The following is a 16,643-nucleotide window of genomic DNA, read 5'->3' on the forward strand; positions in this document are numbered from 1 at the left end:
AATCCACCAATCCCCCGTGCCCCCCGGCCTTTTTGTAGCTAAAGATGTCCGCCAATTTCATTTTGTAAGGTTTACGACAAAATCTTTTCCCCTCCGCCACCGACTGTAAGAAGTGCCACAGCCCCCAAAGCGGGGGTTGCCAACCACCAAGCCCATCCCGCCCGCCTCACTATCCCCTAAGCAAATTGGCATAATTACTGCTGGGATCCAGAAAAGCCCTACCCTTCGTCAGGAAACAATTGTGAGTGAATATCTGCTTCTTTTATTAGGCACGGCTCTGGTCAATAACGTCGTCCTAGTGAAATTCCTCGGCCTGTGCCCGTTTATGGGCGTATCGAAAAAACTCGATTCGGCCTTAAGCATGGGCCTGGCGACCACGTTTGTATTGACGTTGGCGGCGATGACCAGCTGGCTGTTGGAACATTATATTCTCGCCCCGCTGCATATCGAATTTTTGCGCATACTTGCCTTTATTTTGGTGATAGCCGCCGTGGTGCAATTTACCGAAATGGTCGTGCATAAAACCTCCCCGGTACTGTATCAGATCCTGGGCATTTTCCTGCCACTGATCACCACCAATTGTGCGGTGTTGGGCGTGGCCTTACTGAATGTGCAGGAAAAATACGGTTTTATGCAAAGCCTGATTTTCGGCTTCGGTTCTGCGGTCGGTTTTACCCTGGTGATGGTGCTGTTTGCCGGATTGCGCGAACGGCTGGCATTAATGGCCGTCCCGGCGCTATTTGCAGGCACACCGATTGCTTTCATCACCGCCGGGATTTTGTCGCTGGCGTTTATGGGGTTTGCAGGGCTATATACAAAATAAGCACAGGAAAAAAACATGTACGTTTTCTACGCTATTGTCAGTTTAACGTTATTAGGCCTCTTTTTAGGTTTATTGCTGGGGATTGCCGGCAAGTATTTGAAAGTGGAAAGCAGCCCGATAGTGGATGAATTGGAAGCCATGCTGCCCGGTTCGCAATGCGGGCAATGCGGGTTTCCTGGTTGCCGTCCTGCCGCCGAAGCGTTGGCGGAAGGCAACGCCCCCGCCACCATTTGCCCGCCCGGTGGCAGCACGCTAGCGGAACAAATCGCCGCGCTTTTGGGTTTGGATTTGGATTTAAGCGAAGTCAAGGAACCGGAATTGTTGGTTGCCAGAGTCAGCGAAGCCACTTGTACGGGTTGCACCCGTTGCTTTAAGGTTTGCCCTACCGATGCCATCGTCGGCGCGCCCAAACAAATCCATGCGGTCGTTGCCGATGCTTGTATAGGATGCAAAAAATGCGTCGAGGTTTGCCCGACCGAATGCTTGCAAATGCACCCGATAGAAGTCACTTTACGGAACTGGCGATGGGCCAAACCCAGCGCCCCAATGACGGGTAACGCCCTATGTTAAGCCTGTTCAGCAAACCGCGCATCAGGGGCGGCGTCCATGCCGAAGAGCATAAAGCCATCACGGCGTCCCAAACGATAGCCTATGATTTCCCGTTGCCGGAAAAACTCTATATCCCTTTGCAGCAACATGTCGGCAAACCCGCCGAACCTTTGATCCGGGTCGGTGATGCCGTGTTGAAAGGCCAATTGTTGGCCTACAGCCAAGGCCTGATTTCCGCGCCCGTCCACGCGCCTAGCTCCGGCGTCATTTTGGATGTCAATGACTACCCTGCCCCGCATCCGTCCGCCTTGCCAATCAGGATGATCGTATTGGCAACTGACGGCAAAGACGAGTGGGTCAAAACACCCGACATTGGCGACCCGTTCCAATTAAGCCCGGAAGATATCAGCTTGCGCGTCGGTGCGGCCGGCATCGTGGGTTTGGGCGGCGCGACCTTCCCGACCGCCGTCAAGCTGAATATGGGCCGCGAGAACCGTATCGACACGCTGATCATCAACGGTGCGGAATGTGAGCCGTATTTGAGTTGCGATGACCGGCAAATGCAAGAACGTAGCGCCCAAATTATCGATGGCGTGCGCCTGATGCTGCATGGCATGGAAACCCATCATGCCGTGGTGGCGATTGAAGACAACAAGCCCCACGCATTTTATGCCATGCAAGCCGCAGCACAGGCTTTTCCAGAAATTAAGGTAGTGCAAATCCCCACCCGTTATCCGATGGGTTGGGATAGGCAATTGATCCGCTATGTGACGGGCCGCGAAGTGCCGGTAGGCTGCCGCTCGTCGGAAATCGGCGTCACTATCCACAATGTCGGCACGGCTTACGCCACACACCAAGCGATACGCTACGGCCAACCCTTAGTCAGCCGGGTGGTCACCGTCTCCGGCGGCGCGGTCGGGCGGCCGATGAATGTCGAAGTGCCGTTAGGCACGCTGATTTCCGAATTGTTCGCGTTTTGCGAAGTTGACCTGGCGCAAACCGCGCGCATCGTCATGGGCGGGCCGATGATGGGTGATTCCTTGCCACACACGGGTTTACCGACCGTCAAGGCCACCAGCGGCATTTTGGCCTTGACGCAACACGAACTTAAGAGCACCGATGAACAGCCCTGCATACGCTGCGCCAGCTGCGTGAGCGTATGTCCGGCGGGTTTGCGGCCTTTGGATATGGCCAACAACATTAAGGTCAACCAACTCGATGCTGCCGTGGATATAGGCCTGAAAGACTGCATCAGTTGCGGCTGCTGTTCGTACATCTGCCCGTCCAATATCCCGCTGGTGCAATATTTTAAATACGCTTCCGGTGAAGTCGCCGCCAGACAGCAAGCCCAACATAAATCCGAACAGACCAAACGCCTGATGGAAGCGCGGCAAGCCCGCCTGGAGCGCATCGCCCAGCAGCAACGGGAGGAAGAAGAGGCGCGTATCGCCGCCAAACGGGAACGCGAACGCCTGAAAGCCGAGCAGGAGGCTGCCGCATGATAACCCACCATAAACCCAGCAGCGGCGCCCATGTCGGCGCCAACAAAAGTGTCGGCCAGATCATGTGGCAAGTCATCTTGGCCTTAATGCCCGCAACGGCTTTTGGGCTTTGGTGCTTTGGTTGGCCCGCCATTTTTTTGTTCATTATCACCGTGTCATCGGCGATGTTGTTTGAAGCCTTGTGCATCCGCCTGAAAGGGCGTGCCGCCAAACCTGTGATTATGGACGGCTCCGCACTATTGACTGGCTGGCTATTGGCAATGACCCTGCCGCCCTGGGCGCCCTGGTGGATAGGCGTGGTCGGCGCGGGTTTGGCAATCATCTTGGGCAAACAAGTCTATGGCGGGCTGGGGCAGAACCTGTTCAACCCTGCGATGTTGGCGCGGGTTGCCTTGTTGATATCCTTCCCGATTGAAATGACCACTTGGGCGAACGTCTCACCACTGTTTTTTTCCGGCTCACCTGGATTTGCCGAAAGTTGGCGCATCACTTTTTCCGGCTTGGGAAATCTCGATGCGTATACAGGTGCGACCACGCTGGGCTATATTAAAACCGAATTTTCACAAAACCGGGTGTTGCCGGACATCCTCAATGATTATTCGGCGGTGCTGAATTTTATCGGCTGGACACGCGGCAGTTTGGGGGAAACATCCACTATTTTACTCGGGCTTGGCGGAGCCTGGCTGATCCGCGAGAGAATCATCCCATGGCAGATTCCCGTGGCCCTGCTGGCGACGGTGGCAGGGCTGGCCAGCGTGTTCCATCTGCTTGACAGCGACCATTATGCCAGCCCGTTTTTGCATTTAAATTCCGGCGCAATGATGTGCGTGGCTTTTTTCATCGCCACCGATTACGTCACCTCCCCGAACACCGCAACCGGACAACTGGTGTTTGGTGCCGGCTGTGGTTTATTAATTTTTGTCATACGCACTTGGGGCGCATACCCTGAAGGGGCGGGTTTTGCTATCTTACTGATGAACTCGGCGACACCGTTGATAGACCATTACATCCGGCCTAGGATTTACGGACGCGACCGTAAAGGTAAGCCGCTAGAAATACCGAAACCATAAAGCCCCAATCCAATCCCGTCTGCCCCGCCATAAAATGGGATTGCGTGCCTTGCCGTATGCGACTTACGCGGATATTGGCTTTATCGCCGCATTGGAACGGCAACCATCTATCAGGAAGCAAGCGATGAAACACCACATCCCCATAGACCACCTAAAAGCCCTGGGCGCCCACTATTGGGGTTGCTTGCAACGGTGGCTAGAACCCGGCAACCTCGCCAACCTCAGGCCTAAACTTGAATTCCAAACTGGCATCTTAGCGGGGTTTGCATTGCTGGCTAGCGTCTTGCTTGGCGTGACCAATTGCAGCACCGAAAGCACCATCCAGCAACGCTTGGCTGAAGATTTGCAAAATTCACTTGCGGAAGTCATCCCTGCCGGACTGCATGATAACGACATGCTGCAAGATTTCCGGACCATCCCGTCCGCCAACTACAATATCGGCGCAGAGGAAACGGTAGTTTACCTCGCCAAAAAATCCGGCATAGTCACTGCCGTGTGCTTCAAATTCACCGCCCCAGATGGGTATTCCGGAGCGATAAATATGATCATGGGCATAGACCGTGATGGAAATATTTTAGGCGTGCGGGTGCTAAGCCACAAGGAGACCCCTGGCCTAGGCGATAAAATCGAAGTCACCAAATCCAATTGGATATTAAATTTTGTCGGCCGATCCTTGGATAATTTGACTCCTGCGCAATGGGCAGTGAAAAAGGACGGTGGGGAATTCGACCAATTTGCGGGAGCCACCATCACTCCACGCAAATCAGTGCAAGCCATTCATCGCGGTTTACAATTGTTCAAAGAACATCAAGCCGAACTTATCAACCCCTGAGGGCATAACCGTGTTTTTACCTGAAAACTACCGCAAAATTGCCACAGATGGCATTTGGAACAACAATATCGTGTTCGGGCAAAACTTGGCCTTATGCCCCTTGCTTGCCGTCACTGGAACCGCCACCAACGGTCTGGGCATGGGCTTGGCCACGCTGGTTGTCATCACCGCTTCCAACGCCCTAATTTCCATCACACGGAATTTAATACCCAGCCAAATCCGTATTCCAATATTCGTGCTGCTGATTGCCGCCTTAGTCACCTTAGTTGATATTTTGATGAATGCTTGGGCGCATGAACTGTACAAGGTGCTGGGGCTTTTCATCGCCTTGATCGTCACCAACTGCGCCCTGCTAGGCCGCGCCGAAGCGTTTGCTTCCAAACAGCCCGTTAAGGAAGCGTTATGGGATGGCATAATGATGGGCATTGGGTTTTTACTGGTTTTAGTGGCGCTTGGGGCCGCACGGGAAATCAGCTCGACAGGCACGTTATTTGCCAACGCTTCATTGCTGTTAGGCGAGTCGTTCCGGTTTTTAGAAGTCACGGTCATTCCCAACTACCAAGGCTTTTTATTGATGGCCCTACCACCTGGTGGTTTCATCATGCTGGCGTTTTTGATTGTCGGCAAGCGTTTGATCGACCAAAAACTCGCATATAACCATACGCATGCAGGAGGCAAAGCAATGCCTGAAGCCATTATTGATAAAGAAACGCCTGCACCTATTTCAACTATTAGCATCGCAGACTAGCTTTAGGGGGCTTTATGAATGTCGGAGTGTGTTATGCAGAAGTCGATAGGCAATTGTGGATGCGTTTGGAAGTTCCCGATAACAGCACTATCGAGGAAGCCATTAAGTTGTCAGGCGTATTAAAACTTTACCCTGAAATCAACCTTAGCAACCAAAAAGTCGGTATATTCGGTAAAATAGCCTCGCTTGACACGCTGGTGAAAGATGGCGACAGGGTGGAAATATATCGTCAAATTACCGCCGACCCCCAAACCGTACAACGGCGTAGGCGCTAAAAAATGGCAATAGAGTGGACTTAAGCCATCTCAAACTCGATAGTTTAAGCGCCGCCGCTAGTTATACTCCGGCTAAACCCATCCTAGGCAAGCCATATGGCATTTTTTATAATTTACACACTGATCAAACACACAACCCACTGGTCTACCCAACATATGCGTTGCTAATAAGTTTTATGCCAGATTCAGGTTATTTCGCAAGTTCCAGCATTTCCTCTGCCTCCAACCATGCCATTTCAGCCATCTCCAAAGCCTTATCCACCTTAACCTTACGATCTAATAGCTCTTTCAAACGGATTTTTTCCGATTCCTCATAAATTGACGGATCAGACAGTTTTTGTACCAATTGCTGTTGTTCTTGATGATATTTTTCAACGGCTAACTCTGCTTTTTTCGAAGCATCAAATAATGGTTTGTGACGTTGCCGACGGTCTGCATCTAATTTACGCTGGTCTTTACGTGATACAGTAGCGCTCTCAATAGGCGTTGTTTTCTCTTCATTCCTTTTATTTTCATTCAACCAGTTACGGTAATCATCAAGGTCGCCATCGAAATTTTGCACTTTACCGTCCGCCACCAACAACAATTGGTCAGTGACCGAGCGTAATAAATGACGGTCATGGGAAACCACTACCATTGCACCTTGAAAATCCTGCAAAGCAACGCTTAAGGCATGGCGCATTTCTAGGTCCAGGTGGTTAGTGGGCTCATCCAACAATAACAGGTTAGGACTCTGGTATACCAACATCGCCAGCACTAAACGTGCCTTTTCACCACCCGAAAAAGGCTTGACCGCTTCTAATACCTTGTCCCCTTGAAAATCAAAACCACCTAAAAAATTGCGTAAATCTTTTTCACTGGCTTGTTTGTTAAGCTGTTGCAAATGCCATAAAGGGCTCTCATCTAAGCGTAATTGTTCGAGCTGATGCTGCGCAAAATAGCCTATTTTTAAAGCCTCCGCGTCTAACCGCACACCTGTCTTTGCAATCATGTCGCCCGCTAAAATTTTTATTAGGCTGGACTTACCTGCTCCGTTCGGCCCTAATAAACCAATCCTATCTCCAGGGGCGATCGATAAGTTCACGTTTTTTATTACTGTCTTGTCGCCATAGCCAACATCCACTTTGTCTAGTTTAAGCAATGGATTCGGCATTCTACCCAAGGCCGGGAAACTGAAATCGAAAGGCGAATCAACATGAGCCAACGCAATAAGTTCCATACGTTCCAAGGCTTTAATACGGCTTTGCGCTTGCCGCGCTTTAGTGGCTTGTGCTTTAAAGCGGTCTACAAAACTCTGGATATGAGCTATTTCACGCTGCTGTTTTAAATACGCGGATTGTTGTTGTGCCAGTTTTTCCGATCGCATTTTTTCAAATGCTGAATAATTACCCGTATAAATTTCTGCTTTATTTTGTTCAATGTGGACGATGTGGTCGGTGATAGTATCAAGAAAATCACGATCATGTGAAATCAGCAGCAGCGTCCCTGGATATTTGCATAGCCATTCTTGTAGCCAAATAACAGCATCTAAATCTAAATGGTTGGTCGGCTCATCCAATAGCAAAACATCTGAACGGCACATTAAAGCTTGCGCCAAATTCAGGCGCATCCGCCATCCACCCGAAAATGAACTGACTGCATTTTGTTCTTGATCGGGAGTAAAGCCCAGACCGTCCATTAACCGTGCTGCCCGAGCCTGGGCGGTATAGCCACCTATTACTTCCAGTATTGCATGTAATTCCGCTTGCTTTAGTCCGTCATTAGCAGTTTCAGCTGCTACCAACTCTATTTGTAATTGCCGTAATTCAGTATCGCCATCAATTACATATTCAATAGCAGGACGTCCAATCGCTGGTGTTTCTTGGGCTACATGTGCAATTTCCAAATTAGGTGGCATGGAAAACACACCCTCATCTGGATGTATTTCATTTCTGACCATTGCAAACAGACTTGATTTCCCGGCACCATTCGCTCCGGTAAACCCCACTTTTTGGCTTTTATGAATTGTAAACGAAGAGTTGGCAAACAAAACCTTTACACCACGGCGTAAGGTAATATTTTTAAAATTTAGCATTTGAATAAAACTTAAAACGAAGGCGTGTCATAGCCAGATTATCATCTTCCAACAAATGAGATTATTAGAAAAAACTAAAAGCCACACAACGCTGGCCAGTTATTGATGCTTGACCGGTATTAATGACAATAGATGGACCAGCTTTACGTTATCCTGCGGCACAAAAAAATAACATACATCATAACGAGGATTTTTGTTGCTGATTTATAAACTACTAGCTATGGATGCCTAATAATCAACCAGGTCACACAAAATAAAAAACCCCTGCCAGTAAACTGGCAGGGGTTCTAATTCTTAACTTTTAAACTAAATTATTGCTAATATTAGATGAAAGTTGGAATTAATGGAGCATCTATAGTGATCAACTGACGTTTGCCAGCTTCATCATAGAAGAACAACAAGCCAGCAAAACGGCTATCTGGATCGTAAATCAAGTCAGCTAAACGGTAAACTTCCCATGCAGCGTCAGAAGCAGTAACTTGGACAGTTCTTGATTGACCTGGAGCCAGAGGGCTGTTATCACTAACAGTCAGACCTTCTTCAGCCAACAAATCATCAGGATATCCAGTTTCGTCTTGAGCAACATTAGCGTCCATGAAACGTACGCCAGCAGTGTTGAATTCGCCTAAACGAATAGCGGAATCACCGTTATTTGTAATAGTCAAAGTCATTTGCATTGCACGACCAGGTACACGGTATGTAGCATCTTCTACTTTAACAGCTACAGAAGTAGCTGGCATTTCGATAGATTTAATACCACGCAACAAACCAGCTTGTAATGGAGTTGTTACTGGATACTGTTCGTTAGTTGAGCTCATTGACATAGCAACGATCGCAATAGTACCAGCTGCAAAACCCATTGCCACTTTTCTGTCTGTACCACTGATTAATGAATCAGCTTTGCCAGATTCAACAGCGATTGAACGTGGAACGAACATTGGCTTTTTCATCCAATAGCCCATCCAAGCCAAACCTAAAGCATACCAGAATGCATGCCAAAAGTATGTGTTGTCCAGATTGTAAGTTTCTAGGTCGATTGTTTCACCAGTCAACGTAGTAATTGGGTTTGTAAAGTCTTTCATAGAACCAGTAACAGTTACCCATTTACCTGGACCGATGATTGGACCACCACCTTTTACGTTTAACATGGTGTGAACATGCCAGTCACCTGGACGACGAGCTTTCAACAGAACTTTGAAGTCATAAGTTTCGCCCAGTTCCAAAGAAACTGAACGTGGAACCAATTGACCACCGATCCAAGATCCGGCACGGATAAATACTGGACCAGGAATACCAATGTTCAAAAATGAAATTTCTGGTTTATCAACAGTTTCTGGCCATCCGCTGAAAACGAAGAATTTTCCGGAGATAGTCATTGTGTCGTTTACAGCAACCTCTTCTTTTGACCAGTTCAAATCGAACCAGTGAATAGTACGCATACGCATAAACGCAGCTTGAGATTTTTCACCGTGTGCAGCAGCAGTTGGTGTGTAAAACATCGATGCTGTTACAGTAGCCAGCAATGCGACAAAGGATAATTTAGCAACCTTGTCTTTTAATAATTTCATATATCCTCCTCTATAATAGAGAATCTATAGTTTTTAAGTATCTAGCGCTATACAAATTTTTCAATTTAAGCCACTAGGTCATTATATTTTAGCTCTTAAGAAGACTTAACGAAGTCAGTCTTATTGAACCATTGACCGAAGAAATGCCACAAGAAGTATATTAAGATACTTACGAAACCAGAGAAGAACGCTGATACTGGAGCAACGTCTTTACCGAAAGTTCTCAGTGTACCTTTTTCTACCATTCTGATGTACTCAGGAGTACCAGTTCTAACGTAGTGGTAACCTTGCAAGTCAGCCAAAGTCATCATCATGCCGTTGTATTCAACAGGAACATGTAATGGAGCAATGATTGGCCAGTTACCAGGGTAGAACAATAAGCCATAAGCCAATCCGCCCAATACTGCTGTCAAAGTCATGCTGCCTGAAAGCATCAAGATAACATCAAGAACGATAGCACCTGGCATCAAGTTTGATGGGAAAACGAAGTTTACTGGGAAATATGTCCAACCCCAGAAGTTCAGGTATCTGTTAATCCATTCACCTAACAACAAACCCAAGATGCAAAGAACTGCACCGAAAGGCAAACGGTAACGCCACCACAACATAGCTTGTACGGCAGCAGGGAAAGTGATAGAAACGATTGGTGCTACAGTTACCCATAGACGTCTATCTTTCCAGTCAGTCCAGAAATCCCAGTCACCACCAGTTAACATATAGTGAATGTGATAACCACCAAGAACAACGAAGAACAATGTAAAACAGATTAGCCAATCGAACGTACGAGAAGCTTTAACAGCTTCAGCGCGTGAACGTACAGCTGATTGAGATGCGCTCATTAGCTTACCTCCTAAAAGGATTTAAATTATTTTTATAAATACTATCTTTTCATTCTCACCGCTCCGCAAACTAGGCCAAAGCGGTGATCATTTAGGAGATAGTTGGTTTACTTTTTACGACCAGACTATAGATTAAGCCAAGTCTTTTTTCAGAAGTTTAGATATTGAAGCAACTTCTGTATTTACAACACCCATTACACCCAAAGCAGCCCATCCGAAGAATACGAAACCGTAGTGTAAAGGAGCAACGAACAATTCTTCCATGAACCAGAAAGTGTGACCCCATTCGTTCAAACCTACGTTAGGCAGAATCATGAAAGGACCAACTACTGATACCAAGTATTGCAGAGACAAACCTTGTTGGTAAGCTGGCAATCTAGTTTTTGCGTACAAGAAAGATGCGCCACCAGTGATGATGTAGATTGGGTAGCTCAAATAGAATTCGATGATGTGACTTGGAGTGAAGTCAGTATCACGAACGATAGTTTGATGCCAAGTACCATCTTGCTCTGTAAAGTAGCTAGCACCGTAATAGATAGCGATACCGTACATTACCAACCAAACCCAATGTGTAAAGTGTCTTCTCAATTCTTCTCTTGGAGTAATTGACATAACTTTACGGTCACGAGTTTTCCAGATATAGCCCCACAGGATACCTGCAGTAGACACTTCTAAAACGAACTCAATATAAAGGAAGTTCATCCAGTATGTTTCGAATTCAGGTGCAAATGAATCCAGACCAGCTGACCAGCCGTAGACACCTTCATACCAACGAACCCAACCATAGAAAATTATGTAAACTAGGGCACCTAGATACATATTTTTTTTATTTAACAGCGGTGCTTCCGCAGCATCAGCTTTCACTGATTCAGTTGTAGCTGCCATTTCTATCTCCTAAAAATGATTAAAATCTTGGTTATTATCCAAGAATAGACAGTAACAATTCCATTTTCCCCAATCCCATTAGTGCTACTAATAAGAAAGACACCAACTCTATTTAGTGAGTAATCAGTCTACCAGTTCAAATAACCTTGTCAAGCCCAATCATTCCAGAAAATAGTTTATCGCTGTAGCAATTATTATTTGCCAAAAATTTACTTACTCTTAAGATGTTGATGTCTGTTAAAATTCTTAGATGAACTCAAACACCATATCGACTCAATCCAACCAGAATTTATGAAAAATTTTTTCAAAAAATATCCTTTTATAGCATTAGTTTTTGGCCTAGGGGCGCTCCTGCTTACCCAACAAAAAGTCATTATGCCATTCGTCTATAAAGTAATTCAGTCAGACTTATTTCTAGTCGACAGCAACGACAAAGCAAGCCAACTCCCTATATCCACCCACCTAACCGAAATAGCGTTTAGTCATTGCAATAGATACATTAAAAACAAACTGGATCCCAACATATCCATCACCTTCCCTGACAAGCCCATAAATGCCTGGAGCCTTGGCAATTACCAATTTGTTATAAATGCCGAAATCACAACCTCTACCGACCCATCAAAATTGGCTAACCATAAATATGCATGCCGCATAACTTACAACAATGGTGACGACCAAGAAGGGGTCTCTGACTTCAATAACTGGACAATTGATGGGCTATCAGGGTTGGATAATGTTTGATTATATTTTTGACATAGCGCCATCGTATTAGATGTTAGACCGGTATAAATCCTATGCCCCAACTTTTCTACGCGACCCACTTTTAAAAGGCACTACATTTAGTTATATATTGTGGGATAAACACATATCCTTAGCTTATTGATACCGATGCGCGCGTATATACATTGGCATCCTAAATCATCGCTTCGCCAGAGGATATGGCCAGTTAAACTCGCCAGGCCATATCCACACCGAGCTAATTAGTGCTTGTGATGCGGTGTCCCCATAACCTGTTCAAGGTGCTTTACCATCAGGTCATCTTCCATATCACCGAGGTCGGTATAGTCCAAATGGCGGAAGCTGTCTAGCTCGCCCTTGTTAATCGGTTTTATTGGCCATTTTGGCTCCTTTGCACATTCCAATAGAGTTAAGCTAGTTTGGCCCTCGGAAGCTTTTTTCACCATCCGCAAAGGCAATTGTAAACTGGGCAGCCAATCAACTTCCATGGGGACACCCCTAATCGAACCACTATAATGCTCAACGACAATATCGCCCAAGCTGTCCTTGCCCTGCAAGGACAGCTCCCTTCCCAAGGTACTAGGCTCGATAAGCGATGACAGTTGTTGCCAAGAAGCCACATTTCCTATCGCGGCCAAATCGCCAGGCACAAATTCCAGAGCAACCCGCTCTTTATAAAACAACCGCGTGTAGAACAATTGCCCGGCCTTATTTTTCTCCCATATTTCCCCTTGGCCAGAAAGGTCATCTAGCGTTTCCGTACGCTGTGGTTGCCGCCAAAAATACCAACTTGAGCTTTGCAGGTTGTTTTCAAGAGCCAGCTGCTTTTCAAACTTGCAGGATATTGGGTTTTTTACGGAAAGTTCGCCCAAGCCATTAGGGATGGCGTACATTTTTGTCGGCCCGGCACATGCGGCCAAAACCAGAATCAATGAGGTTGAAATTATTGTTTTCATTAAAACAGTCCTAAATAATACTTATAGTCGCCTGATGCCACAAACAAACGAGGGTGCATTGCGCACCCTCGTTGAGCATCCAGCCAATAGTGTCCGTATGAAAGGCGGGGATATCCAGCCAATAAAGGGATGACCCTTTATTTTTTGGTCATTTTTCTGTTCATAACATGGAAGATTACATTTTGCTCAAGCGAACCCCGGAAAAGGTGCGCGCCCGGGCCTCTTGCGTAAATGGCCACATCTTCACCCGCATGAGTTTCGCCGCCCGCCAAAGGCACAACAGCTTCTTGGTGGAAACCAGAATCGGTAGTGTCCACTGCAGTCATATCGGCAACGCGACCCACTTGAACGCCAGCACTATAAACGTTATCACCTGCCACGCCGACGTGGTAACCCAAACCGTTAGCGTAAGTCAAAGTAGTGTAAGGGGCACCATCAGAAGCTTTTGTGTAACTTGCCGCACCTGGATCGATAACCTTACCCAGAATGTTGTTGCCCCGTTGTGGGTAACCGCCAATAGTAAATACATGGCTATGATCGGCAGACACAATAATCAGTGTATTTTCCAGCTCGCCATTCGCAGTCAGGGTATCAACCGCCTTCTTTACTGCATCAGACAAAGCAATCGCATCAGTCAAAGCGCGGTATGCGTTACCGGCATGGTGACCGTGGTCAACACGACCCGCCTCAACTTGCAGGTAATAACCTTTTGGGTTATTGCTCAGAATTTGGATAGACTTTTCGGTCATTTCCGCAAGACTTGGTTCGCCAGCCGTATCGGCTAAGCGATCCGCCTCATATTCCATGTGCGAACGCTCAAACAAACCCAACAAATGACCGGTTGTATTTGTGTCGATAGCATCGAATTCGCTTTTCTTATAAATGAAAGCACTATTGGCACCATTTCTGGTTGTCCATTCAGCAGTCAAATCGCGGCCGTCCTTACGTTTACCGAATTTACCATCGTCTTCAGGGTCAGCTTGGGCTGTGTTACGGAAATATTCACGGCCGCCACCTAAAACAACATCAATACCATCGCCGTATGGGAATTCAATCAATTGGCGGGCGATATCAGGAACAGCACAGCCTGCTGGCTGGTTAAAATCACCTTCCCAGTTGCGTTCTGGCGTATGGGCATAGTTAGCCGCAGGTGTGGCATGGGTAACGCGGGCGGTTGAGACAATACCAGTAGATTTGCCGGCTATTTCGGCAATTTCCAAAATTGTTTTCAATTTGCGGGCTTTAATATTTGTAGCACAGTCAGCACGGGTAACGCCTTGATCAACAGACAAAACACCATCAAGCGTTTTTACGCCAGTGACCATTGCAGTCATAGTTGGTGCAGAATCAGAAGTTTGCTGGTTGGCGCTGTAAGTTTTTGATAAAGCCAAATTGGGGAATAATTCGAAGCTCAGGGAATTTTCTTCGCCGCTGCTGCCAGGGGTAAGGTTGCTCGCGTCGATAATGTTGGGTTGTTGACCAGCCAAGATACGTGCGGCAGTTACCGTAGAAACGCCCATGCCATCGCCGATAAACAAAATGACATTTTTAGCCCCGCTAATATTGTTTTTCAACGCCGCGTTCTTTGCAACGGCGGCTTGACCTGCTGCAAACCAAGTATTACGGTCTGAATGCGGCGCAGGAAACGCATCAGGGGTAGCGGCTTGGCTAACAATGGCCGTGCCGGCTGACAGGACAGCTGCCACAGCGATTGTCGTAATTTTCAATTTCATAAAAAGCTTCTCCAGTTATTTATTATGATACTTTTGACGTTGACGAAACCATTTTCCAATGGCCGCATCGGCTAAAGACAAGGAAGCACTAACCTTCCAATCGCTATTCTAAGCACCAAAAAAGTAGACTGGATTAAGAAATGGTTAAAATTACGTTACAATTTAGTGAAAAATTACCTGCCTACAATTGCAATCTTAATAAATAGAGCGGGGCAAAGAACCGAATACACTTGATACTTACCCTAACCCTTTGACCGCATCTTCGGTTCTGAAAAATACTTGCCCCGGCTTAATCTGTTCAAGGAAATCAGTTTTTTGTAACTTATCCAGCACCGGGCCTTTGGCTTCCGCAAGATTCAAAGTTTTCCCGGACATCTGCAAGGACTGGTTGATCGCTTCCAACGACTCCAAAGCCGTGGTATCAATGTCATTGACCGAATTCAAAATCAGGACAACGTGCTTGGTGTTGGGCTGCCGCCTTAATTCCCCGTTAAGATAGTCTTCGATATAACTAATATTCGCATAAGTGATGCTTTCGTCTATCCTCACCAACAAGAGATGATGCCAAGTTTCGACGCCATGACGCTTAACATTGCGGAAGTGCTCGGTATCCGGCACACGCCCCACCACGGCTATATGTGGCTGGCTCGTTTTGCGCAAATGGCTGGCAATGGTCAGCACAATCCCTAGGGCAATCCCTTGCTCTATACCTAAGATAAGCACGCCCAGCAAAGTCGCCAACTCAGCCATGCCATCGCCACTGTCATATTGCCAAGTATGGAATATGTGCTTGATACGCACTAGCCGGAATATAGCGACCAAAATAATCGCAGCCAAAGCCGCTTTAGGGATGTCCGCAAACCAGTCGCTTAAAAAAATAACGGACAGCGCCAAAATGGCAGCCGCAACCAGCATCGCCATTTGTGTCCGCGCGCCCGCCGAGAAATTCACCATCGTCCGGCTAAAGCCGCCCGCCACAGGCATCCCCCCAAACAACGCCGAAACTAAATTGGCTCCACCCAAGGCGATCAACTCCTGATTGGGGACGATTTTTTCACCCCTGAGATTGGCGGTTACCTTAGCGATCGCAACACTTTCGACATAAGCGATCAAACCGATGAAACTGGCATAAGGCAATAATAGCCGCCATTTCTCAACATCAACAAAATTCAGGCTTGGAGACGGGAAGCCAGAGGGTATCGTGCCGACGACGATGACGGCATAATCGGTCAATTGCCAATAACTGACGGCTGAAGTCGCCAAAATAACGGCCAACAAAGGCCCGCATTTGCTAACGGCGGTAACGACGGAGAGATTGACGCGCAGTTTTTTCAGCAACCCGGTTAATGGCGGGCCAAAAAAGACCAACAGCGCCAACGCACTTAGGCTGAGCACCAATGTCGCCGGAGAGAACCCGTGCAATACTTGCGGATAACACGCCCAATCCAACCCGCAGGAAGGCAATTTAACGCCAAAAACTTGGGGCAATTGGCTGCCAATAATCAACAAGGCCGCGCCACTGGTAAAACCCGCCAAGACCGGATGGCTAATGAAATTGACCAAGCCCCCCATGCGCAACAGAGCCATCGCCAACATAATCGCGCCACTTTCTGCCGATAAAATCAACCCGCTTTGCACCGGATTGCCTAGCGCCTGGATTTCTGGCGCCGTCAAAGCGCTGGCGACCATTATTGCGGCAATCGACACAGGCCCTACGGACAAAGTACGGCTAGTCCCCAAAAACGCATAAATGACAGGCGGCACAATACTGGCGTATAAACCCAATTGGGGTGGCAATCCCGCAAGGACCGCATAAGCAATACCTTGAGGGACCAATAAGATGGCCGTAATGACACCTGCAAACAAATCGTCGCTGACATCTTGGCGGCGGTAGGTTTTCAGCCAACCAACAATAGGCAAAAAACTGACCAGCGACAATTTGCTAGAGGCCATATCCTTGCTCCTATCATTAAGCCTTATAAAAAGAAAAGATAAATAAGGTGGCACCATCATCCCCTTACAGTCCGCACTGAAAATTTATAATCAAGACC

The 16,643-nt window shown here is 47.3% G+C and carries 15 protein-coding genes; 8 read left to right on the top strand and 7 right to left on the bottom strand.

Annotation, left to right across the window (positions count from 1 at the left end):
* The first annotated feature begins 241 nt into the window (after positions 1-241).
* Genes rsxA through METMI_RS0104675 form a run of 7 tightly spaced genes read left to right on the top strand, consistent with a single transcriptional unit; the run spans position 242 to position 5,799 of the window.
* Entirely contained in the window at positions 242-823 is a 582-nt protein-coding gene (rsxA, locus tag METMI_RS0104645; protein WP_019865081.1) for an electron transport complex subunit RsxA, read from the top strand.
* A gap of 15 nt (positions 824-838) precedes the next feature.
* Positions 839-1,393, top strand: coding sequence for an electron transport complex subunit RsxB (rsxB, locus tag METMI_RS0104650; protein ID WP_019865082.1), 555 nt, complete (start codon positions 839-841; stop codon positions 1,391-1,393).
* Positions 1,387-2,874, top strand: coding sequence for an electron transport complex subunit RsxC (gene rsxC, locus METMI_RS0104655; RefSeq protein WP_019865083.1), 1,488 nt, complete (start codon positions 1,387-1,389; stop codon positions 2,872-2,874). Before rsxB ends, rsxC begins: the two co-directional genes overlap by 7 nt.
* Positions 2,871-3,944: an RnfABCDGE type electron transport complex subunit D gene (locus METMI_RS0104660; RefSeq protein WP_019865084.1), complete on the top strand. Its 1,074-nt coding sequence runs from the start codon at positions 2,871-2,873 to the stop codon at positions 3,942-3,944. Before rsxC ends, METMI_RS0104660 begins: the two co-directional genes overlap by 4 nt.
* 34 nt (positions 3,945-3,978) lie before the next feature.
* Positions 3,979-4,776: an electron transport complex subunit RsxG gene (gene rsxG, locus METMI_RS0104665; RefSeq protein WP_019865085.1), complete on the top strand. Its 798-nt coding sequence runs from the start codon at positions 3,979-3,981 to the stop codon at positions 4,774-4,776.
* A 10-nt stretch (positions 4,777-4,786) separates the two neighbouring features.
* Positions 4,787-5,524 (top strand): electron transport complex subunit E, encoded by a 738-nt coding sequence (locus tag METMI_RS23125; RefSeq protein WP_019865086.1) that lies wholly within the window; start codon positions 4,787-4,789, stop codon positions 5,522-5,524.
* A 14-nt stretch (positions 5,525-5,538) separates the two neighbouring features.
* Positions 5,539-5,799: an RnfH family protein gene (locus METMI_RS0104675; protein WP_029151482.1), complete on the top strand. Its 261-nt coding sequence runs from the start codon at positions 5,539-5,541 to the stop codon at positions 5,797-5,799.
* Positions 5,800-5,989: 190 nt separating this feature from the next.
* Here METMI_RS0104675 and METMI_RS0104680 read toward each other — a convergent pair whose 3' ends face one another.
* From METMI_RS0104680 to amoC, 4 genes are all read right to left on the bottom strand, one after another.
* Positions 5,990-7,873, bottom strand: coding sequence for an ATP-binding cassette domain-containing protein (locus tag METMI_RS0104680; protein ID WP_019865088.1), 1,884 nt, complete (start codon positions 7,871-7,873; stop codon positions 5,990-5,992).
* 323 nt (positions 7,874-8,196) lie between these two features.
* Positions 8,197-9,441 carry a bacterial ammonia monooxygenase, subunit AmoB gene (gene amoB, locus METMI_RS0104685; protein WP_019865089.1) on the bottom strand — a complete coding sequence of 415 codons (1,245 nt, stop codon included), beginning with the start codon at positions 9,439-9,441 and terminating at the stop codon, positions 8,197-8,199.
* A 95-nt stretch (positions 9,442-9,536) separates the two neighbouring features.
* Entirely contained in the window at positions 9,537-10,280 is a 744-nt protein-coding gene (gene amoA / locus METMI_RS0104690; RefSeq protein ID WP_019865090.1) for a bacterial ammonia monooxygenase, subunit AmoA, read from the bottom strand.
* A gap of 132 nt (positions 10,281-10,412) precedes the next feature.
* The gene (gene amoC, locus METMI_RS0104695) at positions 10,413-11,165 is read right to left on the bottom strand and encodes a bacterial ammonia monooxygenase, subunit AmoC (RefSeq protein WP_019865091.1); all 753 of its coding nucleotides are present in this window, start codon (positions 11,163-11,165) and stop codon (positions 10,413-10,415) included.
* Positions 11,166-11,456: 291 nt separating this feature from the next.
* Here amoC and METMI_RS0104700 point away from each other — a divergent pair, with 291 nt between their 5' ends.
* Positions 11,457-11,906, top strand: coding sequence for a hypothetical protein (locus METMI_RS0104700; RefSeq protein ID WP_019865092.1), 450 nt, complete (start codon positions 11,457-11,459; stop codon positions 11,904-11,906).
* A 239-nt stretch (positions 11,907-12,145) separates the two neighbouring features.
* On the opposite strand, the gene METMI_RS0104705 is transcribed toward METMI_RS0104700, so the two are convergent.
* From METMI_RS0104705 to METMI_RS0104715, 3 genes are all read right to left on the bottom strand, one after another.
* Complete coding sequence (locus METMI_RS0104705) at positions 12,146-12,859, bottom strand: hypothetical protein (RefSeq protein WP_019865093.1); 714 nt, start codon at positions 12,857-12,859, stop codon at positions 12,146-12,148.
* Positions 12,860-12,996: 137 nt separating this feature from the next.
* On the bottom strand, positions 12,997-14,592 hold the full coding sequence (locus tag METMI_RS0104710) for an alkaline phosphatase (RefSeq protein WP_019865094.1): 1,596 nt from the start codon (positions 14,590-14,592) through the stop codon (positions 12,997-12,999).
* Positions 14,593-14,829: 237 nt separating this feature from the next.
* Complete coding sequence (locus METMI_RS0104715; protein ID WP_019865095.1) at positions 14,830-16,545, bottom strand: SulP family inorganic anion transporter; 1,716 nt, start codon at positions 16,543-16,545, stop codon at positions 14,830-14,832.
* Between the last annotated feature and the right edge of the window lie 98 nt (positions 16,546-16,643).

Source organism: Methylovulum miyakonense HT12, from assembly GCF_000384075.1.
GTDB lineage: Bacteria > Pseudomonadota > Gammaproteobacteria > Methylococcales > Methylomonadaceae > Methylovulum > Methylovulum miyakonense.